Source organism: Bradyrhizobium sp. Crot121, assembly GCF_059512385.1.
The window spans coordinates 157,239-179,627 of sequence record NZ_JCAMOR010000007.1 but is presented as its reverse complement, the minus strand read 5'-3'; the positions used below and the strand labels follow the sequence as shown (position 1 = coordinate 179,627).

General features: G+C 58.4%; 18 protein-coding genes. 15 read left to right on the top strand and 3 right to left on the bottom strand.

Annotation, left to right across the window (positions count from 1 at the left end; all coding sequences use genetic code 11):
- Positions 1 to 246: 246 nt before the first annotated feature.
- Both AC5ZGW_RS10010 and AC5ZGW_RS10005 read right to left on the bottom strand, forming a co-directional pair.
- Positions 247 to 1,575 (bottom strand): polysaccharide biosynthesis/export family protein, encoded by a 1,329-nt coding sequence (locus AC5ZGW_RS10010; protein ID WP_130225331.1) that lies wholly within the window; start codon positions 1,573 to 1,575, stop codon positions 247 to 249.
- 97 nt (positions 1,576 to 1,672) lie between these two features.
- On the bottom strand, positions 1,673 to 3,853 hold the full coding sequence (locus tag AC5ZGW_RS10005; RefSeq protein WP_349645064.1) for a polysaccharide biosynthesis tyrosine autokinase: 2,181 nt from the start codon (positions 3,851 to 3,853) through the stop codon (positions 1,673 to 1,675).
- On the opposite strand from AC5ZGW_RS10005, the gene AC5ZGW_RS10000 reads away from it, so the two are divergent.
- The 13 genes from AC5ZGW_RS10000 (at position 3,752) to AC5ZGW_RS09940 (ending at position 18,426) form a co-directional block, all read left to right on the top strand.
- On the top strand, positions 3,752 to 4,033 hold the full coding sequence (locus AC5ZGW_RS10000; protein WP_349645065.1) for a hypothetical protein: 282 nt from the start codon (positions 3,752 to 3,754) through the stop codon (positions 4,031 to 4,033). The two genes, AC5ZGW_RS10005 and AC5ZGW_RS10000, sit on opposite strands and share 102 nt — an antisense overlap.
- 677 nt (positions 4,034 to 4,710) lie before the next feature.
- Positions 4,711 to 5,037, top strand: a complete 327-nt coding sequence (locus AC5ZGW_RS09995; RefSeq protein ID WP_028166733.1) for a hypothetical protein — start codon at positions 4,711 to 4,713, stop codon at positions 5,035 to 5,037.
- Between the two features lie 49 nt (positions 5,038 to 5,086).
- Positions 5,087 to 7,237 (top strand): peptidase domain-containing ABC transporter, encoded by a 2,151-nt coding sequence (locus AC5ZGW_RS09990; protein WP_035691424.1) that lies wholly within the window; start codon positions 5,087 to 5,089, stop codon positions 7,235 to 7,237.
- A 98-nt stretch (positions 7,238 to 7,335) separates the two neighbouring features.
- Positions 7,336 to 8,652: an HlyD family type I secretion periplasmic adaptor subunit gene (locus AC5ZGW_RS09985; RefSeq protein WP_130225341.1), complete on the top strand. Its 1,317-nt coding sequence runs from the start codon at positions 7,336 to 7,338 to the stop codon at positions 8,650 to 8,652.
- 196 nt (positions 8,653 to 8,848) lie between these two features.
- Complete coding sequence (locus AC5ZGW_RS09980) at positions 8,849 to 9,910, top strand: Gfo/Idh/MocA family protein (RefSeq protein ID WP_130225329.1); 1,062 nt, start codon at positions 8,849 to 8,851, stop codon at positions 9,908 to 9,910.
- 3 nt (positions 9,911 to 9,913) lie between these two features.
- Positions 9,914 to 11,431, top strand: a complete 1,518-nt coding sequence (locus AC5ZGW_RS09975) for an oligosaccharide flippase family protein (RefSeq protein ID WP_130225328.1) — start codon at positions 9,914 to 9,916, stop codon at positions 11,429 to 11,431.
- 37 nt (positions 11,432 to 11,468) lie between these two features.
- Positions 11,469 to 11,963, top strand: coding sequence for an acyltransferase (locus AC5ZGW_RS09970; RefSeq protein WP_130225327.1), 495 nt, complete (start codon positions 11,469 to 11,471; stop codon positions 11,961 to 11,963).
- Positions 11,964 to 12,093: 130 nt separating this feature from the next.
- Positions 12,094 to 13,203: a DegT/DnrJ/EryC1/StrS family aminotransferase gene (locus tag AC5ZGW_RS09965; RefSeq protein ID WP_130225326.1), complete on the top strand. Its 1,110-nt coding sequence runs from the start codon at positions 12,094 to 12,096 to the stop codon at positions 13,201 to 13,203.
- A gap of 75 nt (positions 13,204 to 13,278) precedes the next feature.
- Complete coding sequence (locus tag AC5ZGW_RS09960) at positions 13,279 to 14,274, top strand: NAD-dependent epimerase/dehydratase family protein (RefSeq protein WP_165435171.1); 996 nt, start codon at positions 13,279 to 13,281, stop codon at positions 14,272 to 14,274.
- Positions 14,275 to 14,332: 58 nt separating this feature from the next.
- A complete protein-coding gene (locus AC5ZGW_RS09955) occupies positions 14,333 to 15,193 on the top strand; it encodes a glycosyltransferase (protein ID WP_130225324.1) in 861 nt (286 codons plus the stop codon).
- Positions 15,194 to 15,200: 7 nt separating this feature from the next.
- Positions 15,201 to 16,340 (top strand): DegT/DnrJ/EryC1/StrS family aminotransferase, encoded by a 1,140-nt coding sequence (locus AC5ZGW_RS09950; RefSeq protein ID WP_028166725.1) that lies wholly within the window; start codon positions 15,201 to 15,203, stop codon positions 16,338 to 16,340.
- Between the two features lie 79 nt (positions 16,341 to 16,419).
- Positions 16,420 to 17,481 (top strand): glycosyltransferase family 2 protein, encoded by a 1,062-nt coding sequence (locus AC5ZGW_RS09945; RefSeq protein WP_165435169.1) that lies wholly within the window; start codon positions 16,420 to 16,422, stop codon positions 17,479 to 17,481.
- Positions 17,482 to 18,426 carry a glycosyltransferase family 8 protein gene (locus AC5ZGW_RS09940; RefSeq protein ID WP_130225322.1) on the top strand — a complete coding sequence of 315 codons (945 nt, stop codon included), beginning with the start codon at positions 17,482 to 17,484 and terminating at the stop codon, positions 18,424 to 18,426.
- 64 nt (positions 18,427 to 18,490) lie between these two features.
- Here AC5ZGW_RS09940 and AC5ZGW_RS09935 read toward each other — a convergent pair whose 3' ends face one another.
- Entirely contained in the window at positions 18,491 to 19,405 is a 915-nt protein-coding gene (locus AC5ZGW_RS09935; protein WP_130225321.1) for a class I SAM-dependent methyltransferase, read from the bottom strand.
- A gap of 408 nt (positions 19,406 to 19,813) precedes the next feature.
- On the opposite strand from AC5ZGW_RS09935, the gene AC5ZGW_RS09930 reads away from it, so the two are divergent.
- Together AC5ZGW_RS09930 and AC5ZGW_RS09925 are read left to right on the top strand one after the other, a co-directional pair.
- A complete protein-coding gene (locus AC5ZGW_RS09930) occupies positions 19,814 to 20,821 on the top strand; it encodes a glycosyltransferase family 2 protein (protein WP_130225320.1) in 1,008 nt (335 codons plus the stop codon).
- A 118-nt stretch (positions 20,822 to 20,939) separates the two neighbouring features.
- Complete coding sequence (locus tag AC5ZGW_RS09925) at positions 20,940 to 22,289, top strand: O-antigen ligase family protein (protein WP_130225319.1); 1,350 nt, start codon at positions 20,940 to 20,942, stop codon at positions 22,287 to 22,289.
- The last annotated feature ends 100 nt before the right edge of the window (positions 22,290 to 22,389 follow it).

Sequence of the window (22,389 nt, the reverse complement as noted above, 5' to 3'; positions counted from 1 at the left end):
CGATGAGGCTTCTCGCAACGCCCTACGAGACGGCGCGGCGCATCGAGGCTCGCGTGGCGCGTCAAGCTCGCCGATTCTAATCGTACAGAATCTAGAATCTAATGGCAGATGCTGCGCGCGATCAGTTGCCTGCGGGCGCTTCCTCGCTCCGCATCGCTGGCCCGGAGCCTCCTGATCAATGGACGCATGATCTCATCCCGGAGATCATGCCGTGCCGATAGCGTCGCTGTGCATAAGACCGCCGAATCACCGAGTGATCGCTGGTGTAACTGTGACCGATGGTGAAGTAATTGGCGTCGGTGTCGTGATGACCGTGGGTGATCCGCCCGAGGTGGCAGCCTTGAGCGCATAGCCGTTGGTCGCGTAGATGATCGGGTCGTTTGCCGTGGCCATGATCGTTCGCAGGAAGTTCAGGAACTTGGTGGTCTCGACCGCAGCGGCGTTGGAGGTGTAGATGACGTCTTTGTTCCGCAGTTCAAAGGTCTGAGCGAGGAATAATCCGGAAGGATCGCGCAGATTGATCAAATAAATTATTGGAATGATCGGGCCTTTAAAGGGCCTGCAATCGACGCCCATTTCCTTGGCCACTTCTCGCGTCTCGCCCCGATACAGGAACACCGACGACGGATCAGCCAAAGCATCGTTCATGCCGCCCTGCTTGCCTATCGCTTCGGCTAGCGAGATACGCCACGCATCGAACTTGAATTGCCCCTGGAGACCGGACGCGCCGAACGCGACAAAGGTCTGCGGTTGGCTGTAGAGATAGATGACGTCGTTAGGCAACACGTAGATGTTGTTGGAAGGCTCGTACATCAATGCGCCGAACGGGACGCTAGCCCGGTGTCCCTTGCGCTCGAGCGAGACCCACATGTCATAGCCTTGCGTCGCAGGTCCGCCGGCGCGCGCGATGGTGTCGATGATGCGCTCGGCGGACGGACTCGCACGAAAGCGGCCGGCGCTGCGCACGTCGCCAAGCACGCTGACCAAGGACGTGTTCTGCTCGGCCAGAGCCACGACGACCTGCGGCTCGAGGGCCCGGCCCTTGAGCTTTTCCGTGACCTCGTCACGGATCTCCGATGGGGTGCGGCCCAGCGCCCGGATTGTGCCCGCGTACGGAACGGCAATATATCCCCTCTCGTCCACCGCCTGGTTTGGAACCGTAACGAAGTTGCCGGCGCGGACGCCGGCGTCCGATGTAAACAGGCCGCCGGCTGCGGATTCGAATATCGTGATGCTGACCGTGTCGCCCACGCCGAAGCGGAACGCCTTCGCCGGCGCCTTGTCGGCAAAGGCCGAGGACAGCCTTGGCGTATAGCGGCCGAGGACTTCAACAACCTCGGGCGTCAGCTTGACCAGGGCGTAGGGGAGGACGGCAGGCTCAAGTCCTTCCGACGCCGATCGGACATCCGTCGCTAATGGGCCGGATCCAGGCGTGATAATACACCCGGCACAAGATAGCGCCAGGAGGCCAGCAACGATCCTCCCACATGTTTGCAGCGCAATAATGGTGATTATCCCCAAGTCGTCCCAGCAAGGGTAAGGTACATTAATACGCGATTCAGGCCAGCGAATCATCGCATTAACCTGAAACGCAACCGGAGCTTGTTGCCGATATGCAACATGGGGGCGAGGGGGCGGGGCGCGCCCGAGCCTGGCAGGTATTGAATCCGCTTCAGTTGGAGACGGTCAGCCCATAACGGATATAATGATCGTCGCGATAGTAGTCGCTGCGGTGCGTGTCGTAGCGAGACATGGCCTTGATGTCGGTCTTGTTGAGAACCGCTCCGATGAGGCACTCGTGGATATTGGGGGCGGTGTGCAGTGCATGCTTGACGACGTCGACCTTCGTCTGTCCCCATTCCACCACCAGGACGAAGCAGTCGATGAAGCTTGTCGTCGAACGTACATCGACCAGGGGGGTCAGGGGCGGAAGATCGACGATGACGTAGTCATACGTCGATCTTAGCTGATCGAACAGCTTGCGCATCGAATCCGCTGCCAGCATCTCGCTGGTGTGAAGCACCGGTGTCCGGCTGATAGCGGGCAGGAATGCCAGATTGGTTTTCGGATCGCGCCAGATCGTCTCCTCGATCTGCTTTCCCTGGGTAATGACGTCTACGATGCCTGTGGTGGCGTTCGCGGCGAGACTGGCGGACAGCGACGGGTTTCGGAGGTCGCAATCGACGACGATGACGCTCTTGCCGCTATGGGCGATGAGCTGGGCGAGCGAGGCTGCGATCGTCGTCTTACCCTCGTTGGGCAAAGCCGAGGTGATGCCGATTACCTGATTGGAGGCTTTGCCGGGGTTGAGGTCTATGGCGAGTTTGATGGCACGGATCGACTCGGCGTACCGAGATAATGGCTTGCCGATGACGGTCCTGTGAAATGTCGAACCGGTGGAAATTTTTCGCTGCCGCATGTCATGATCGGAGTTCCATGACGCTGCCTTTGCTGTCGACGACCGCTTTTCGGCCCGCAACGCCGGCACCAGCGACAGGCACGGTAATCCCAGCGTCGTTTCGATCTGCGAGGACGTACGGAAGACGCGATCCATCATTTCCCTGAACAGGCCGAGACCCAAGCCCAGCGCAAGTCCGCCGAACAGACCCATCATCATGATGACTGATCCCTTCGGTTTGCTCTTGCTCTGCGGCGGCACCGCCGGATACATCACCCGCGCTTCCGCGATAGGAAAACCTTCTTGCTGCGCAGAGCCCACATAGCGCTGCAGGAAGGTATCGTGCAGGCTGCGCAAGCTTTTCGCCTTGCTTTCCAATTCGCGTATCGTGATCTCGGCCAGGTTTGTCGTGCGCGACTGCTCCACAGCCTCGGCCATTCGCTTCTCAATCTCCTGCTGCCGCTGCTTGGCGACCTCTAATTCGCTCCGACTCGTCTCCGCATACCGCTTGACCTCGTCGAGGATCGACCCGCGAAGCTCGCGCATCCGATTTCGTAAGTTTACGACCGCGGCGTGATCGCGGCCAAAACGCGGCGCCCACTCCGCGACGCGCCGCTCGAGCTCTAGATATTGCTGGCGAAGGCTGGTGATGATGGGGCTGTTAAGCGCATCCGCGCCCGCTGCATCCAAATTGCCGATTGATGGCGCGTTCGCCGGGTTGGCTTCCAGAATCGCCTCGTAGCGGTTCAGCTTAGCCAGCGCCTCGGACGTTTGCGCGCGCGCGGCGACCAATCGGCTGTTGAGGTCCGAGACCTGCTGCTCGTCGATCGGCCTTCCCCCGGAGGAAATGACGTTGTTCTTGGACTTGTAGGCACTGACCGCGCGTTCAGCAGCGAGGGCCTGCTCTCCGAGCTCCTGTAGCCTCTGCTGCATCCATTCCCTTGCGCGCCGATTTGTCTCCTGCCTCGCTTTCTCCTGGTCGGCGAGATAGACGCTCGCGATCGCGTTGGCGATCTCGGCCGCTCGTACTGGGTCGCTCGAACTGTAGCCGATCTCGATCAGATCGCTGAAGCTGATCCGGCTTACTGAGACGCGGCTCTGAAACGCGCTGATCAGGCCATCCTGCGGCTCGTTCGGCGGAGGCGGTTGCAGATCCTGCGGCGGAGACAATCCAAATACAGCACGAACTCGCTGAAACACAGCGGGCAATGACCGCGGCGACGGTTTGAAATCAGGGTCGCCGGCGAGGTTGAACTGAGTGATGATCTGGACTGCCATCCCTCGCGATTTGAGGACCTCTACCTGAGTTTCGAACAGGCTGCGATCGAAGGCCGGCTCAGCCAAGATCGATTGTTGCCTGATGAACTGCGCCTTGGCATTATTCTCGAGCATGACCTGGACCAGGGCGGTATAGGTCGGCGGCGTGATCCGCAGATAGATCAGGCACGCGGCCATGCCGAGTACGGTTGCAAGAATGATCACGACGTACTGACGTCGCAGGAATGCAAGGGCGGTATTGATGAGTTCGCCGATTCCGCCGCTCTCGGCCACATCGTTGTAGGCGGGTGCGCGAAGCCTATCGGGTTGCCGCATATTGCTCTGGAGCATTCGGTGTTCGCCTCCGCCACCTGGTGAATCCCGCGGTGCCGCCGCCCGCGTAAATTGGCATGGCCCGCCGAATGCCGGGCGCCGTGCTGCCCTGCACTTAATAAATATACCGGAAAATGTGGTTTGTTCAAATTAAATGTAGGATGGTTAATTCGCGGATGCTGAATGCGGCCGTTCGCGGGTATTAATGTGCGGGACGTTTGAATAATCTCCGCGAGCAGTCCGCAAAATCGCAGAGAACGGGAGGTTCGTCCGTGGCAGCCATAAGCGAATTGATACCTGCTCCCTAGTCAAATCTTCATTCAGCCGGGAAACGGGCTTGTCCGTGAGTGGGTTGAGTGGAAACTGCGTAGCGATTCCCGAATCCAGATTCAGCGATGGGTGGCGTCCGAGATAATATATATGTCGCGTGATCGCGACATAATCGATTGACATTTAATTTGCTGCGTTCTTTATTTATTTGCAGGAATATCCGATTGGTCATTCCGGGTGTCGGAGATGCTGAGACGGGAACCATGCGGCTTGTTTGAAGACTCCGATGCCCAGCTTTTCGGCTTCCCGCCATTTCCGCGGGTGCCGGACGGATATCGAAGCAACAACAGCCCGGTTCTCGATCGGCGGCTCCAGGTCCGTGACTGACGTCAGCGTCGATCCCTTAGCTGCAGGTCGACGTGGGGCTGAAGTTGGCAGCACTGGAGGCTTTGATGCACGACGAGCTCTATACTGACGGGGTGGAAGAGATCACGATTGGCGGGTCGATCGTCCGTGTCGATCTGGTCAGCCTTTCGCCGACCGAACGCGACGCCAACAATGCGCCGAAGAAGGTGTTCCGGCAAAGGCTGATCTTTTCCGTTGAGTCGTTCGCGAACTCAGTCGAGGTGATGCAGAACGCGCTGCAGGGATTGGTCGACGCTGGCGCGGTGCGGCGCAACCCGCCGAAAGGACAGGCCGGCCAGGCCCCGACCACTTCGACGGATCGCGAACCGCCCAACAGCCCACGGTCCCCCAATGCCTCAAGCAATTTCCGTTGAAGCCGACCTCACGGGCGCGGAAGCGTCGCCCGTGAACGCCGACGAACCCGTGCGCCCGGCCTTGCGGACAGAATTGGAATGTCTCGCAAAGATCGCCGCCTATCATGGCGTCGATCTGCCGGTAGAGCGACTCAAGCACAGCTACGCCATCGACGGGGTCCCTGTCTCGGCAACGCGACTGTTGCGCATGGCGAAGGAAGCGGGCATGCGCGCAACGCGCACGCAGCTTGACTGGGGTGCGCTGTTTCGGTTGGGAGAGGCTTATCCGGCTCTGCTCCGACTTTCGAACGGCAACTGGATCGTCGTTCTCGCGGCAGGGCAGGGAGCCGATGGTGCGGAAGCGGTTAGCGTGTTCGATCCGCTCGCCGAGCGCCGGGACGAGCCTCTCATCGTCGACAGGGATACGTTCTGCGCCCGATGGAGCGGCGACGCCATCCTGATCAAGCGCGAACGGCTCGCGTCGGACCATCGGCCGGCGTTCGGGCTGCGCTGGTTCATCCCCGAACTGGCCCGTCAGTGGCGCCTGTTTGTCGACGTCGCGATCGCCGCCATCATGCTCTATGCACTGGGGCTCGCGACACCGATCTTCTTCCAGCTCGTCATCGACAAGGTCCTTGTGCACGAGAGCTTCACCACGCTCTATGTGCTGGCAGCCGGTGCGACTGCCGCGCTGGCGTTCGACGCGATATTCGGCTTTCTGCGGCGCTATCTTTTGCTCTATGCGACCAACAAGGTCGATATCCGGGTAGCAACCAAGACCTTTGGTCACCTCCTTGGCCTGCCCGTGACGTTCTTTGAGCACATTTCCGCCGGCGTGCTGGTAAAGCACATGCAGCAGGCGGCGCGAATTCGCGAGTTCCTGACCGGTCGGTTGTTCCTGACCACGCTCGATGCGCTGTCGCTATTCGTCTTCATCCCGGTGCTGGCGTTCTACAGCATCAAATTGACATGCATGGTGCTGGCCTTCACCGCCGCGAGCGGTCTGGTCGTCGCGCTGCTGATGGGACCGTTCCGGCGCCGTCTCTATAATCTGTACCAGGCGGAAGGCGCGCGGCAGGCTCTGTTGGTCGAGACTGTACACGGCATGCGCACGGTGAAGTCGCTGGCAATGGAGCCGCTGCAGAGCAGGGTCTGGGACGATCGCTGCGCACAGTCGGTGACGATGCGGTTCGGCGTCGAGAAGATTTCTGCTGCCGCCCAGTCAACCACCGGATTTCTTGAGAAGATGATGACGCTCGGCATCATCTCGTTTGGGGCGCTCGACGTCTTCAGCGGCGAGATGACCATCGGCGCGCTGGTCGCCTTCAATATGCTGGCGGGGCGCGTGTCGGGACCGCTGGTCCAGTTGGTGACCATGGTTCATGAATATCAGGAAGTCGCGCTGGCGGTGAAGATGCTGGGCGAGGTGATGAACCAGAAGCCAGAACGCGATGGCAACCGCGAGGGGCTGCGACCCGACTTCGCCGGCAAGATCGAGTTCGAGAATGTCTCGTTCCGCTATGGCTCGGAAGGCGCGCCGGCGCTGGACGATGTCTCGTTCTCCATCGCCCCGGGATCGATATTCGGGATCGTCGGCCGAAGCGGCTCCGGCAAGACCACGCTAACGCGGCTCATTTCCGGGATGTATCCGGTGCAGCAGGGCCTGCTGCGCGTTGACGGATACGATTCGAGGGAGCTCGATCTCGCTCATCTGCGCCAAAATCTCGGATTGGTCCTGCAGGATAATTTCCTGTTTCGGGGTACGGTTCGCGACAACATCGCCTGCGTGAAGCGCGACGCGACCTTTGCAGAGGTCGTCCGCGCGGCGCAGCTCGCAGGAGCCGATGAATTCATCGAACGGCTGCCGCGCGGCTTCGACACCATGCTGGAGGAGGATGCCTCGAACCTGTCGGGCGGACAGAAGCAGCGCCTCGCGATCGCGAGGGCGCTGATCGTCAATCCGCGCATCCTGATCCTGGACGAGGCAACAAGCGCGCTCGATTCCGAAAGCGAGATGATCATCCGGCGCAACCTGCGCCGTATCGCAGAGGGGCGTACCGTCATCATCGTCTCGCACCGGCTGTCGATGCTCGCAGACGCGAACCAGATCCTCGTGATCGACCGCGGCCGGATCGTCGACGTCGATCATCACGACCGGTTGCTGTCGAAGTGCATGATTTACCGACATCTCTGGAACCAGCAGACGAAGCAGATCGCATGACCAAGCCTGAGAAATCCGGCACCGATGCAAACGCGCCGGTGCGGACGACCGAACGGCGGCGGCGCGGGCTATTCCGGCCCACCAGGCGCCGGCCGCAGATAGTGACGGAATTCCAATCCGACGCGATCGAAGTCGAGCACCGTTCGCCGCCGCGGATCGCCCGCGTGACGCTCTATTGCGTCCTGGCTCTGATACTCACCGCGATCGGCTGGGCCGCGGGGTCGCAGGTCGACATGATCGTGACGGCGCAGGGCAAGCTGGTCACCACGCGCCCTAATATCGTCGTCCAGCCGCTCGAGACCTCCGTCATCCGCGAGATACATGTCAAACCCGGCGACCGGGTCAATCGCGGCGACCTGCTGGCGACGCTCGATCCGACATTCTCGCAGGCGGATCTCGACCAGTTGAGCAGCAAGGTCGGTGTATTCAATGCCGCGATTGACCGTCTCAAGGCTGAGTTGAATGGTGAGGAGTATGTCATCGGCGAATCCGCCAACGCCGACCAGGTCCTGCAGCGCAAGATGTTCCTGCAGCGCAAGGCGGCCTACGATGCGCAGGTGGAGAACTACCAGGCGCAGATCGCGTCCGCGCGCGCCAATCTGAGGACCGCGCAAAACGAAGAGACCGTGCTGCTTCAGCGGCTCGAAACGATGAAGTCGATCGAGGTCATGCGCGCGACGCTGATGGACAAGGAGGTCGGCTCGAAGCTGAACTTGCTGCTGTCGCGCGATGCTCGCCTCGACGTAGAAAGCAATCTGGCCCGCGTCCGGGGCAATATCGCCGATTATACGCATCGCCTCGACAAAGCCGAGGCGGACCAGAAGGTCTACGCCGAGGATTTTCGCAAGACGGCTTATCAGGACCTCGTGGAGACGCTGGCGAAGCGGGATAGCGCGGCGGAGGATCTCAAGAAGGCTGAGCTTCGCCGGCAGTTGATTGTGCTGAAGGCGCCGGCCGATGCAATCGTGCTCGATATTGCCAACCGAACTGTCGGTTCGGTCGCGCGTGAGGCCGAGCCGATGTTCGTACTTGTTCCCCGCGATGTGCCGCTGCGGGCCGAGGTCAATGTCGAGGGCAAGGACGTCGGTCAGGTTTCGGTCGGCCAGCCTGTCCGCATCAAGTTTGATGCCTTTCCGTTCCAGAAATACGGGACAGCCAAAGGCGAGGTCGCCGTCATCAGCCAGGACTCGTTCCCGCCGGATCCGAAAGCCGAAGGTGCGCACCGTCCGACCGCTCCCTATTACCGCGTATTGGTCGACTTGTCCGATACGCACCTTCGGCTGCCGGCGGAGCGCGCTCAATTCATCCCCGGCATGGCGGTGACCGCCGAGATGAAAGTCGGGCGGCGCACCGTGATGTCCTATTTCCTCTATCCACTACTTCGCGGGTTGGACGAAAGTATCCGCGAATACTAGCTGCAGACACAAATTGCATATCGGTCATTTCATGAAGTTGGAATCCAATGCCAGTCGCCTGCTGGTGATGCCTATGACCGCGAACGAGCGGTCACGGACGTCGAGCCTGGTGGACTACGCGCCGAGAGGTTTACAGCGGTGCTGGCTGCGGGAGCACGGTCACTGAACTCATATCCAAGAAATTGAGGACATTTTCATGCAAGATATCCGCGTTGGTATGGGCGTCGTTGGATACGGCTATTGGGGGCCGAATCTCGTACGCAACTTCGTCAGCAACCCGTCCGCTCGCCTCGTTGCGATCGCCGATCTCGACCCGGGGAAGCTTGCGGCGAGCACGCGCCTCTACCCGGGCGTAGCCACCACTGACCGCTACGAGGACTTGCTCAAGGATCCGAGCATCGATGCGATCGCGATCGCCACACCGGTGCGAACGCATTACGAGTTGGCGCTTGCAGCTCTGAAGGCGGGCAAGCACGTGCTGGTGGAGAAGCCGCTAGCGCCAAGCGCGGATCTTGTACGTCGACTTATCGACGAGGCCGATCGGCGAAGGCTAACGCTGATGGTCGACCACACCTTCCTCTATACGCCGGCGGTTCAGAAAATCCGCGAACTGGTGCTTAAGGAAGAACTCGGCGAGATCTATTATTACGACAGCACGCGCTCGAGCCTTGGCCTGTTCCAAAGCGATGTGAACGTCATATGGGACCTTGCGGTCCATGATATCTCGATCATTCAGTATATCTTGAACGAGGACCCCGTGGCTGTCTCGGCGACGGGATCTTGCCATGTGGCCGGCACGCCGGAGAACATGGCGCATATCACGCTGTTCTTCGATAGCAAGTGCGTGGCTCATGTCAGCGTCAATTGGCTCTCCCCCATCAAGGTCCGTCAGACCTTCGTAGGCGGGAGCAAGAAGATGATCGTCTATGACGATCTTGAGCCTACCGAAAAGATCAAGGTCTATGACAAGGGCATCACCCTCGACGAGCCGTCCGAAGACGCCCATCAATTCCGGATTGGCTATCGCGCCGGCGACATGTGGGCGCCTCACATCTCCGCGAAGGAGGCGCTGCAGACCGAGGTCGAGCACTTTATCGATTGCGTGCGTACGGGATCGCCGCCGATCTCCGGCGGCATGTCGGGCCTGCGCGTGATCGAAATTCTCGAGGCGGCATCACGCTCGATTGCCGACCAGGGTCGTCCCGTTCTGCTGCCTGGGAGGCGAACCTCTGTAACGCCGGTCAGAGCGACGGCCTGATAGATGAAGGGCCTTGATCAGCCTGGTCCGTCAGGCACCGCGCCGGGTTCGCGACGCTCCGTGCAACGTTCGATCCTCTTTTCCGCGATCGAACGGTACGGCAATCTTGTTGTGTTCCTGGTCACGACTGCCGTGCTGGCACGTCTGCTGACGCCCGCGGAGTTCGGGATTTATGCGGTCGTCAATGCTGTGACGGCAGTCGTTGTCGCGTCCTTCCAGGAGTTCGGAGGTGCCAACTACCTGATTCAGAAGCGCGAGTTGTCGCGCGCCAGCGTGCAGACCGCTTTTACGGTCACGTTTGGAATTTCGGCATTCACCGGGCTGGCGCTGCTCGCACTTTCAGGCGTTCTGTCACAGCTATTCGAGCAGGAAAGTTTGCGGAAAGGGATCGCGGTTTCGGCGTTAAGTTTCCTGCTTGCACCATTCTCTGGAACGATTATCGGCCTGTTTCGCCGCGACATGGAGTTTGGGAAGCTCGCCACATGCAACCTTGCATCCGCCGTCGTGGGAGCCACGGTATCCATCGCACTTGCAATGTTGAGCTTCGGTTTTATGGCGCCGGTCTGGGGCGGCGTAGCGGGCAGCGTGGTCTTGACCATCATGTTGCTGAGGAAGCATCGCGATTTCGGCGTGTTTCGGCCATCGGTTGCGGATTTTCGTGACGTCGTCGGTTTCGGCCTGTATTCGAGCGGCATAAGCATCATAAACGTGTTGTATAACCTGTCGCCTCAGCTGTTTCTGGCGAAGATTCTCGACTTTACCTCTGTCGGCTTGTACAGCCGTGCCACGGGCATAACCCAGGTTTTCGACAGGCTCGTCGTGCAGGTCTTGAACCCCATCATCATGCCCGCCCTTGTCTCGAGGAGCAGAGATGCGGCGGGTCTGAGGAGTGCCTACCTTGAGGCGATTGAGCTGCTTTCGGTTGTACAGTGGCCCTTTCTGCTCTTCATCGCGATCATGGCGCATCCGATCATTCTGATCCTGCTCGGCCAGAACTGGCTGGAAATCGTGCCTCTGGTTCGCTTTCTCTGCGTCGCGAATTTGGCGCTGTTCGCCGCCTGTTTGAGCTATCCGACATTGGTGGCTACCGGCAGCGTGCGCGACGCGCTCACGTCGTCCTTGATCTCCCTACCGCCCTCGCTTCTCGTCATTCTATGCGCGGCTGTCTTTGGGGCCGAGGCCGTGGCAGCTTCAGCATTATTGACCTTGCCGTTCCAGGCTGCTGTGGCTTTGTATTTCATCGGTCGACGGCTTGCCCTCGAGCCAAAACACCTTTCTCGTGCTTTGCTGAAGAGCGCCGTTGTGACGGCTATGTCCGCTTCAGGTGTGATGGTCTGCGCAGCGCTCATCGAAGCGAGGATCGTACCATCCTTCGTTGGCCTGATCGCTGCGTGCGGTGTCGCCGCCCTCTGTTGGGGGCTCGGGCTGATGCTCACCGGACATCCTCTGCTGCATCATCTTTATCGAGCGGCAGGTGGGGCGGTTGTGATTGCGCCGTGGCTCAGGCTGCGGCGTCTATGAGACTGTCGCAAGGTTGTTGAGAGCTTGGAGATAGCAGATGCCCATCGCGAAGGACGTTCAACTCGGTCGCGACGTCCGAATATTCCATCCGGACCTCGTTAATCTCTACGGCTGCTCGATCGGGGACGACACAAGGATCGGAACTTTCGTCGAAATCCAGATCGGCGCGAAAATCGGGGCGCGCTGCAAGGTATCTTCACACAGCTTCATCTGTGAAGGCGTGACCATCGAGGACGAAGTTTTCATCGGGCATGGCGTGATGTTCACCAACGACAAATACCCGAGGGCAACCACTGCGGACGGCAAGCTGCAGGGACCTGCGGACTGGAAGGTGGAACGAACCCACATCGGCCGCGGGGCATCCATTGGATCCAACGCCACCATTCTTTGCGGTGTCACGATCGGCGCTGGGGCCATCGTGGGCGCCGGCTCGGTGGTGACAAGGGATGTTCCACCGCAGGCGATTGTTGCCGGCGTACCCGCGCAGATTCGTGAGCCTCGCCACGTCGCGGCAGAAATCGCAGGCCGTTAATCAAGGATTAGATTCGGCCCAAATTTCTTAGCCTGGCTATTTTCATTGCGTGATTTATATGATTTAATTTTATCTGGAATAGTCATTTAATATATTTAATGGGTCTGAGAGGCCCGGAGAGGATAGCCACTTGATACCTTTTCTGGATCTGAAGGCTCAGTATCGCCAGATCAAGCCACAGATTGATGCCGCGGTTGCGCGGGTCATCGACAGCACTCAATTTGTTCTGGGGCCGGACGTCGCCGCCTTTGAGGATCGCTTTGCGGCTTATTGCAACGTTGATCACTGTCGCGCGGTCAATAGCGGAACGTCGGCGTTGCATCTTGCGCTGCTCGCGGCCGAGATCGGGCCGGGCGATGAGGTGATCACCGTCTCGATGACGTTCGTCGCCACGACCGCAGCGATCCTGTACAGCGGCGCCAAGCCGGTCTTCGTCGACGTCGACCCGGTCTCCTGGACAATGAACCCGGCTTTGATAGAAGCCGCGATCACGCCGCGAACGAAGGCGATACTGCCTGTGCACTTGCACGGACTAATGGCGGACATGGATCCGATCATGGAGATCGCTCGCCGCCACGGGCTCGTCGTCATCGAGGATGCGGCGCAAGCCCATGGTGCGGAATACAAGGGGCGGCGCGCCGGATCCATCGGCGATCTCGGCTGCTTCAGCTTCTATCCCGGCAAGAATCTCGGAGCATACGGGGAAGGCGGAGCGGTGGTTACCAACCGCCCGGACTTCGCACGACGAATTTCGCTGCTCCGTGATTGGGGCCAGGAGTCCAAATACAATCACGTTGTCGCTGGCTACAATTTCCGCATGGACGGCATTCAGGGCGCCGTGCTGTCCGTCAAAATGGACCATCTCGAATCCTGGACCGAGGGGCGGCGAGCAGTTGCTGGGCAGTATGATTCCCTGCTCGAGAAGCTTCCGTTTGAAGGGCCCCGAGCGCCGACCTACAGCCGGCATGTCTACCACGTCTACGCGGTAAGGCTTCCCCAGCGTGACGAGGCGCTGAAGGCGCTGCAGGAAGGCGGAATTGGTGTGGGCATTCACTATCCCGTTCCGGTTCACCTGCAGAAGGCCTACGCGAATCTTGGCTGTCGCGCGGGCGACTATCCTGTCACCGAACTGCTGGCGAACGAATTCCTCTCGTTACCGATCTATCCGGAACTGCGGCCGGACCAGGCGGCAGAAGTCGTGTCTCGGCTGCAGAAGGCGGTACTTGTCGAGGCTGCCTAAGGCATCCCGGTCAAAGCAGCATGTCATGCACGTCTGCTTGCCGAGGTCCAACAACAGGAGAGCGTCTTGGCTGATCTGAAGGGTAGGCGGATTCTGGTTACGGGGGGGGCCGGCTTTATCGGCTCGCACATCATTGACCTGCTGTGCGACGAAGGGTGCCTCGAGATCGTCGCGCTTGATAACATGGTGAGAGGACGGCCCGAAAATCTTCAGCGCGCCGTCTCGCGCGGTCCTGTGCGCCTCGTCCACGGAGACATACGCGACGGCAAGCTCATGGCAGCGCTGGTGCAGGCGGCCGACATAGTCTTTCATCAGGCCGCACTCCGCATCACCCATTGCGCCGCCGAGCCGCGCTTGGCCATGGAAGTCATGGTCGACGCGACGTTCGATCTGCTCGAACTGTGCGTCAAGCACAATGTCCAGAAGGTCATCGCCGCGTCCTCCGCATCGGTGTACGGCATGGCGGAGGAGTTTCCCACGACGGAGCGGCAGAATCCTTACGACAACCGTACCCTTTATGGGGCGGCCAAGGCCTTCAACGAAGGGCTGCTGCGCACTTTCAACGACATGCACGGGCTCGACTACGTCGCCTTCCGCTATTTCAATGTCTATGGCGACCGCATGGACATCCATGGCCGCTATACCGAGGTGCTGATCCGCTGGATGGAGCGGCTGGAAGCGGGCCTGCCCCCGATTATCTTTGGCGACGGTCAGCAGACCATGGATTTCATCCATGTTCGCGATGTTGCTCGCGCCAACATTATGGGAGCGAGGGCAAAGCTCACCGATCAGGTTTTCAACGTCGCCAGCGGGACCGAGACCAGCCTGTTGCAGCTTGCTACGACCCTGGCTTCGGTGATGGGCCATCGTGGCTTGTCGCCGGAATTCGCTCCGGAGCGATCGGTCAATCCGGTGCCGCGCCGCCTGGCTTCGACGGGAAAGGCGGAGCGCCTGCTCGGCTTCCGCTCGAGTGTGCCGCTTGAGCAGGGACTTGCCGATCTTGTGAAATGGTGGCGAGTCGAACGCGGATCGCTCGAGCCATCGCGCCAGAAAGAAGCGGTGGCTTCGTGATGCCGATCGCACTGCCGCTGCTCGCGGGTGAGTTTGATCCATTCCGACCCGGCTAGCCATGATTTCGATCGTCGTTCCGGCCCACAACGAGAATTCCGTGATTGCGCGGACGCTGAGCCAGTGGGTTACCGACCCGGCTTCAGACGAAATCGGCGTGGTTGTCGTTTGTAACGGGTGTACTGACGACACTGCGAACGTCGCCCGGCGCTTCAGTCCGGCCGTCCATGTTGTCGAGTCGGATATCGCAAGCAAAACCCACGCGCTGAATCTGGGTGATCAAATCTCAAATGGGTTTCCTAGGATTTATGCTGACGCCGATATTGTTCTGTCGCTTGACGCCGTTCGAGCTCTGGCGAAACGCCTCGAGCAAGGCGACGTTTTGGCGGCGGCACCTACCGCCGAGATCAATGTGACGGGCTGTTCCTGGTTGGTCCGCAAATACTACGGAATTCGGTCACGGCTGCCATCTTCGCGCCAGGGAATCGGTGGGTCTGGCGTCTACGCCTTATCCGAGGCGGGGCGCAGGCGATTCGGCCAGTTTCCGGATGTCATTGCTGATGACACCTATGTTTGCCTTCAGTACAGACCAGGAGAGCGGGAGACACTACCCTACGTCAGCTCCACGGTATTCCCCCCACGCACTGTGCTGCAACTGATCGCGGTCAGAACGCGTGCGTACAGGGGAATATTCGAGCTCGTCCAGCGCTTTCCCGAACTGCGCGTCAACAAAGCGGAAGCCAATCATCGGACGCTCGTTGCACTGTTCAAAGAGCCTCACTTGTGGCCCGGATTACTGGTCTACTGTTGTGTCAACATTGTTGCCCGGCGCAGGGCGAGCATGGCTTCCCGAAGTGGAGCCCATCTCTGGCAACGCGATGAGACTTCTCGTGCAGCGCTAACCGCAGATTCACTCAAGTGAGGGCGCAATGATCCCGATTGCCATTCCGCTTCTTGACAAGGAGGAGGCCGACGCGGCTCGCGAGGCCGTGTTATCCGGCTGGGTTTCGCAGGGGCCACAGGTTGCTGCGTTCGAGCGGGAATTCGCTGCTCTGGTTGGTGCGCCTCATGCGTGCGCGGTCTCGAACTGCACGACGGCATTGCACGTGGCCTTGACAGCGGCAAACATCGGGCCAGGCGACGAGGTGATTACCGCAAGTCATTCCTTCATCGCAACAGCCAACTGCATCAAATATTGTGGCGCAACTCCGGTGTTCGTGGATATCGACCCGGACACGTACAACATAGACCCAGATCGGGTAGCCGAAGCGATCACATCGCGCACGCGTGCGATCATCGCCGTTCATCAGATGGGCATGCCCTGTGATCTCGCGGCGCTCGCTACGATCGCCGATCGTCATGGCGTGATCCTGATCGAGGACGCGGCCTGTGCCGCCGGCAGCGAGGTCCGCGTGAATGGCCACTGGGAGCGGATCGGCAAGCCGCACGGCCTGATCGCGTGCTTTTCGTTCCACCCCCGCAAGGTCATCACGACCGGCGAGGGTGGAATGCTCACCACCGCGGACGCGGAGCTGGATCGAAAGTTCAGACTGCTGCGCCAGCACGGCATGAGCGTGCCGGACACAGTGCGCCATGGCTCGGCGCAAGTGATTTTCGAAGACTATCTGATGGTGGGCTTCAATTACCGCATGACCGATATCCAAGCCTCGGTCGGCCGCAAGCAACTTGAGCGGCTCTCCGAGCTTGTCGCGCGCCGTCGCTCGCTTGCCTTGCGCTACACGGAACTGCTCGGTAACATCGAGGGATTGATCTTGCCTTTCGAACCGCAATGGGCTCGTTCGAACTGGCAGAGCTACTGCATCAGACTGCCGGATCGCGTGGATCAGAAGGTGCTGATGCAGCGATTTCTCGATAAGGGAATTGCAACTCGGCGCGGCATCATGTGTGCGCATCGCGAGAAGCCCTACTCGAATGACAAGCAGCCTCACGACCTTCGCCAATCGGAGCTTGCGCAGGATCACTCGATCCTGCTGCCACTGTACGCTCAGATGACTGACGAGAATCAGGTGCTGATTGCAGAGACCTTGAAGAAGGAACTTCAAGTCTAAATAGATCGTGTCGATGTCGCGAGCCGGCACTTGCGCCGATGACGCGGATCATTTCGGTTGGGCTCAGGGAATCAGGCGCATGGCCAAAGTTGATATCGTTGTACCCTGTTACAATTATGGGCGGTTCCTCGAAGCCTGCGTGGGGAGCGTTCTCAGGCAGTCCGTCGCAGATCTTCGCGTGCTGATCATCGACGACGCTTCGTCCGATAATTCGCTCTCGGTGGCGAGAAAATTGGCGCGAGACGATTCCCGAGTGACCGTGGTCGCGCATGAGCAGAACAAGGGGCATATCGGCACATACAATGAGGGAATTGCCTGGGCCTCGGCCGATTACTTCCTTCTGCTGTCTGCGGATGATTTGCTGGTTGCCGGCGCACTCGAACGCGCTGTCGAAGTCATGGACAAAAATCCGGACATTGTTCTCACGCATGGCGAATGCGTCAATTGGAATGATGATTCTCCGATCCCGAATATCGAACCGAAGCAGAACTACACGTGGGCTCGCCAAGAGCTCTTGGAAGAGATGTGTGCGACCGCGACGAACTTTGTTTGGACGCCTACCGCTATTGCGCGAACGAGTACGCAAAAAGCGATCGGCGGCTATCGAGCATCGTTGCCGCACAGCGGTGATATGGAGATGTGGCTTCGTTTCGCGGCGAGCGGCTCGGTGGCGCGCATCCATGCGGTGCAGGCAATCTATCGAAGGCACTCAACTGCAATGTCTAACGCGTACTTTGCCGAAATCATATCCGACTATCGACAATGTCAACTCGCGTTTGAGAGCTTCTTCGATGAATACGGGGATCGTCTCGGCACCTCACGTGACTTGAAAGGTTCAGCTCGTCGTGCATTGGCCGAGCGAATATTCCATCGGGGAATCGGGCGGCTGCGACGGGGACGCTTCAATGACGGCCTCGGCCTCATGCGCGAAGCGATGGCTATGGATCGCCGGCTGCGTTACTTGCCGCCGCTATGGCGATTGCTGAAGGTTCCGGGCGAGGGCGGCCGTCAATGGGCTTTGTCCGTCATCAGGAGGACGCCGGGCAAGCTATTGGGGTGGGCATTGCAATCGCCGAAGAGTCAGCATCAACCCGAGGTCGATAGCGGCCGTTTCTCTTCCGGGAACCATGTAGGTCATTAGATGGAGTCAAAACAGACACGAGGTCCAATCGTGCTCGCTTGTGACAAGCGGTATGCCATGCCGCTTGCCACGACCCTGCGGTCGATTGTGGAAACGGATAGAAGCGGCGAGCCGCTCGAGTTTCATGTGCTTGCCGATGGGCTTTCCGAGCGTATTCGAAGGAGGATACTGGACTCCCTTCCGCATGGTTCTGCGTCGATCCGATGGATCGAGGTGGACTTGGGAATGTTCCAGGAGTTCTCGACGATTAGTTACATTTCCAAAATCACCTACGCTCGATTCCTCATTCCGCGTATTTTCCCGGATACGGTCTCCAAGGTATTGTATCTAGACTGCGACCTTCTTGCTCTTGATGACTTGCAGGCGCTCTGGGCAACAGATCTGGAGGGAAATGTTCTTGGCGCGGTTTTGGACCGTCTCGATTCTCAGATCAAAAATCAAACCGTTCGCCTACCGGTACCTCGCGTGCGGGACTACTTTAACGCCGGTGTACTTCTGATAGACCTGCACCAATGGCGAAAGGCGCAGATCGTCGAAACAGCGTTAGACTATCTCAAGCGCTGTCCTGGATCTCCCTACTCGGATCAAGACGCGCTGAATGTTGCGTGCGACGGCTTTTGGAAAAAGCTCGATTCCCGATGGAACTATCTCGCTTACAACGAGAAGCTCGACGTCTCTGAACTGGCTGGCGAACACAAGCCCAGCATAGTTCATTTCACGACCTGGAACAAACCTTGGAGACCTGGCGTTCCAAACGCGAATGCCGCGTTGTACGACTCGTTTCGAAGCCGCACGCGGTTCCCGCGCAACTCCATGGACAGAATGGAAGCTACGCTGCGTATCGGTTGGTCCCACATCAAGGGCTTCCAGAAGGCGAGACAAGACAAATCAGCTCGCTCGGACGCTATGGTTGATCGTCAGGCTGATCAGAGTAGCTTCAAATAATCGAGCAGTTTCCTCTCTAATCATTCGTCGGAGGGGCAGGAGTTTGCGATTCGGGCCATTCAGTCTAAGCAGCGGTCAACAGGAAAGCTGCCTGATCTCCCTGTTGTTCGATATTTAGCTTTGCCGCTCGTTTGGCAAACCCTCTCAACTGATGACGGCTAAACACATCGTTTGGCCCGGACGATGTGAGCGGCTTAGACTTCCGGTACATTTCGCTTCCCCAGAACTGAAACGCAGTAGAATCATCAATCGATTGTCTGACAGAGAGGCCGCAGCGCTCCGCCAATGCGTTCATTCCTATGCGGGAGGGAATCACAATGTGGCGCGGTGCATCCAGTTGCACCCAATTCGGGCCGTACTCCATCCATGCTTGCGAGGACGAAGTTGGGATGCGAACCAGAATGCGGCCCCCGGGTGCAAGTAGCCTTCTTGCATTGCCAAGACTTTGGCCCGGATCAGGGACGTGTTCTAACGAGTGATTGAACATGATGAAATCGAACTCGCCGGACAGGCTCTGAAGATCCGACTTATGAATCGTCACGGCACCTGATGTCGGCTTGGAAATGTAAGGGTCTACTCCAGTAAGGTTCGTGAACCCTGCCGCAGACATTCTATGAAGAAGTTTCCCGGAACCGCAGCCAACGTCCAGCACCCGAGAGCTAGGATCGATCTTAAAATCTCCGATGACCCCCACGATAGGGTCGTACCTCACAAAGGATGCCACCGCTCCCAATATGCTTTTGATGCCGAGTGCATGCGCGTCCCTGATTGCGATGACCCGCGAATTTCGCGAAGGCTTGGCGAATGAATAATACCCATCGGGGTAAAAGCGACCTTCGTCTGCGACATCCGCCAGGCGCTGGATCGTCCCACAATCGATACATTCCTGGTATTCAAACCGCTCTCCTGTACCAAACATCATCTCGGTAAATACGTGGCGGCGATGTTCGCCGTCTGACAAGCAAGCTTTACAAATCATCTCGAGTACCTAGCCGCTCCAGGGGTTCGAATCCGGCTCAGCCAGCATCGGAGAAGCCGTAACGGATGTAGTGGTCGTCGCAATAACGGTCGCGGCGAAATTGACGATTTCGGCGATGTCGCCGCCTTCGGCCTGGTCGCTCTGCCCAGCCCCGTTGATCGGAGCGCAGGCTCTGTCACTTTGCCGCCTATTCATCTGAAGGTGCTCGCTCGCCCCATCTGTCGATCTCGCTGGGCAGCGACCCGCACCATGATGTTCACCGGGATGCCGATTAACGCTCTGGCTGAGGTTTGTTGCATTATAATATTATATTGGATAAAATAGGCATTGTCCAAATTAAATAATGGCTATTAATTTGCTGGCCTTTTGAAGGCTGAACGCTGGACTCGACCGCCCAGGAGCTTTTTCATGACATTCCGAGCACATCCGCCCAAAGTCGAAGGGGTAGCTGAAGGTCCCCTCGTCACGGTCGTGATGTCCGTTTACAACGCAGGGGAATATCTACGGCCGTCGCTGCTGAGCATAATCGATCAGACGTATAAAAATCTGGAGATCCTCGTTATCGACGACGGCAGCACGGACGGCTGCTTCGACTCAGTTCAAGACTTGCTAGTGGACGAGCGTGTCCGTGTGATCCACCAGGCAAATTCGACCAAGCCTGTGGCCGTCAATCGGGCGCTCGATCAGATCCGCGGCGAGTTTTACGCAATTCAAGACGCGGATGACATCAGTCATCCAACGCGAATTGAAAGACAGGTTCGTGCGCTGCTCAACAAGCCGCATTTGGCTGCCGTATTCTGCGGTAACGAGCTTATCATTAACGGGAAATTCATGGCGCCCGTGTTTGCGCCGCAAAGCGAGGACGACTGCCAGTCTGAGATTCGAGCCTTTCGAATGCCTGCCCTTGATCCGACAGGAATGTTTCGAATGTCATTGGTCGGGGACATGCGGTTCGAGCCCTCGTTGAAGGTTGCTGAGACCTACGACTATATATTGAGAATTGGGGAAATATATCCGATGACCGTGTTGGGCGAGTGCCTTTACGCGTATCGCATCCTTCCCAATTCACTCACCCGGCGTGCGCCAACGTGGCGCAGGCAGTTCGAGGCTGCGGCATTCAAGCGAGCGTGCGAGCGGCGAGGTGTACGGTTCGAGCCAGAATGCGAGGACAGCAGCCACAGCTCTCGTAACAGTTTGCTGGACAACAACATCGCGGCCCATTTTATGAGAAGCGTGTTGGATTTTCGTCGGTCAAACCGTCGCCTTTCGGCGTTGAGGACGGGTTGGCAATGTGCTTGTTTGCATCCCGCGGATCCGCACTACTACAAGGCGCTTGTTTACGCGCTGATTTCACCCACCGTAGCGAGGCGCCTGCGTCGTAACTTCCAGGCTATTCCTTTGGAGACGACGAAATGATGCGCGTCTTCGGAAGGAACGGTCGCTTTACGCGGCGCCTCAATTTTGAGCGCTGTTTCTTTTTTGCGGAACGTCTTCGGCATTGGGGGTATTCACGTTGAACCGCAGAAGCTTAGAATTGGATTCGGGTTTTCAACTTGCCTATCTGCAGGATCGGCAGCTGAGTTCAGTCAGGCGTGCGGCAAGCGGCTCGCACTCACGTACTGAGCTATATCTCAAAGTATTACTGGTCGCGATTTTTCTGCCCGAGGGCCTGTCTTTCTTCGTCGGTGATTTTCGCCTCTCGGTCGCTCGAGTTCTGATTTTTGTTTCCTCCATCGCGGCGATATCGCGACTCTCAAGCGCGCGAGCTGTAGTCTGCGTGCCATCAGATATTTTGGCCCCGGTTGCGGGCGTTTGGATGATGTTTGCCGCCACCATCACCGGTGGTCTTACGGGCCTTAAAGGGGCGGGAATAGACGCAATTGTATTCACTGGCGGATATCTGACGTTCCGGTATCTCACTCCTGGCGATAGTTCCGTGCGACTCGCACGCTTCTCCTGCATGCTGGCAGTTCTGATTGTCTGTATCGCGCTTCTCGACCCTTTGAATGATAAACTGTTCACCTATGAATTCATCAAAGGCATTACTGGTTATGTGAAATTCAGCTATGAAGGCGCATTAGCGACGAAGGCCGAGACCTTGTATAGGGAAGGGGTCATTCGCGCCATGGGGCCGCTGGAGCATTCGATATTATTCGGCGCTGTTTGCGCTTGGTTTGGGACCGTGGCCTTGATTACGTTTAGGTCCCAGGTATTTGGCTGGGCTGTTGCAGGTATTGCGCTCATCGGTGTGTTGTTTTCGCAGGCGCGGAGTCCATTGCTGGCTTATCTGATCGGATTTGCGCTCGCCATGTTCTATGTTGCAACCCCTCGCTTCACGGCTCGATGGAAGTTGGTCGGACTGTGTGTGACTGCCCTAGTCGTTACTGTTTTCACTTTCTCTGGCAACCCTGTCGTAACGCTTGTACGCCTTTGCGGAGTAAGTCCGGAGGCGGCCTGGTATCGTCAAGCGATCTGGCAGGTCGGGGGGCGTGTCGTACTCGGTTCGCCGATCTTCGGAATTGGTGCGAACGGCGACTGGGATTGGCAATCCAACGGCGCGCTTTTGAGTGAGAGTGTGGATGCCTTTTGGCTTGCTAATGCAATGGCGTATGGAATTCCCGGAAGCATATTGGTTCTTTTGACGATTGTGGGCGCATGCTGGCTTGGTTCGATCGATAAATCGCGTCACCTTACTCCGGAAGAAGGACGGCTGTCGGTCGCGCTCGGAGTTGTCATAACAACCATCGTTTTTCTGGGGTTCATGGTGCACTTTTGGGGCATCTGTTTGATCCTTATCGCTGTCTTTGCTGGGATGCGAGCGAACCTCGCGGAAACCGCCGTCCTGCGTGATAGAGCCGCACGAGCGGCGGAAACATGGGTGTGATTGATAACCGGAGATGTTTGACTGCGAGGTCATGGCGCCGTGCCAAGCGGAGGAGCCCGCGGAGCGGATCGTTATGTCGCCGGCAATCAAATTAAATAAA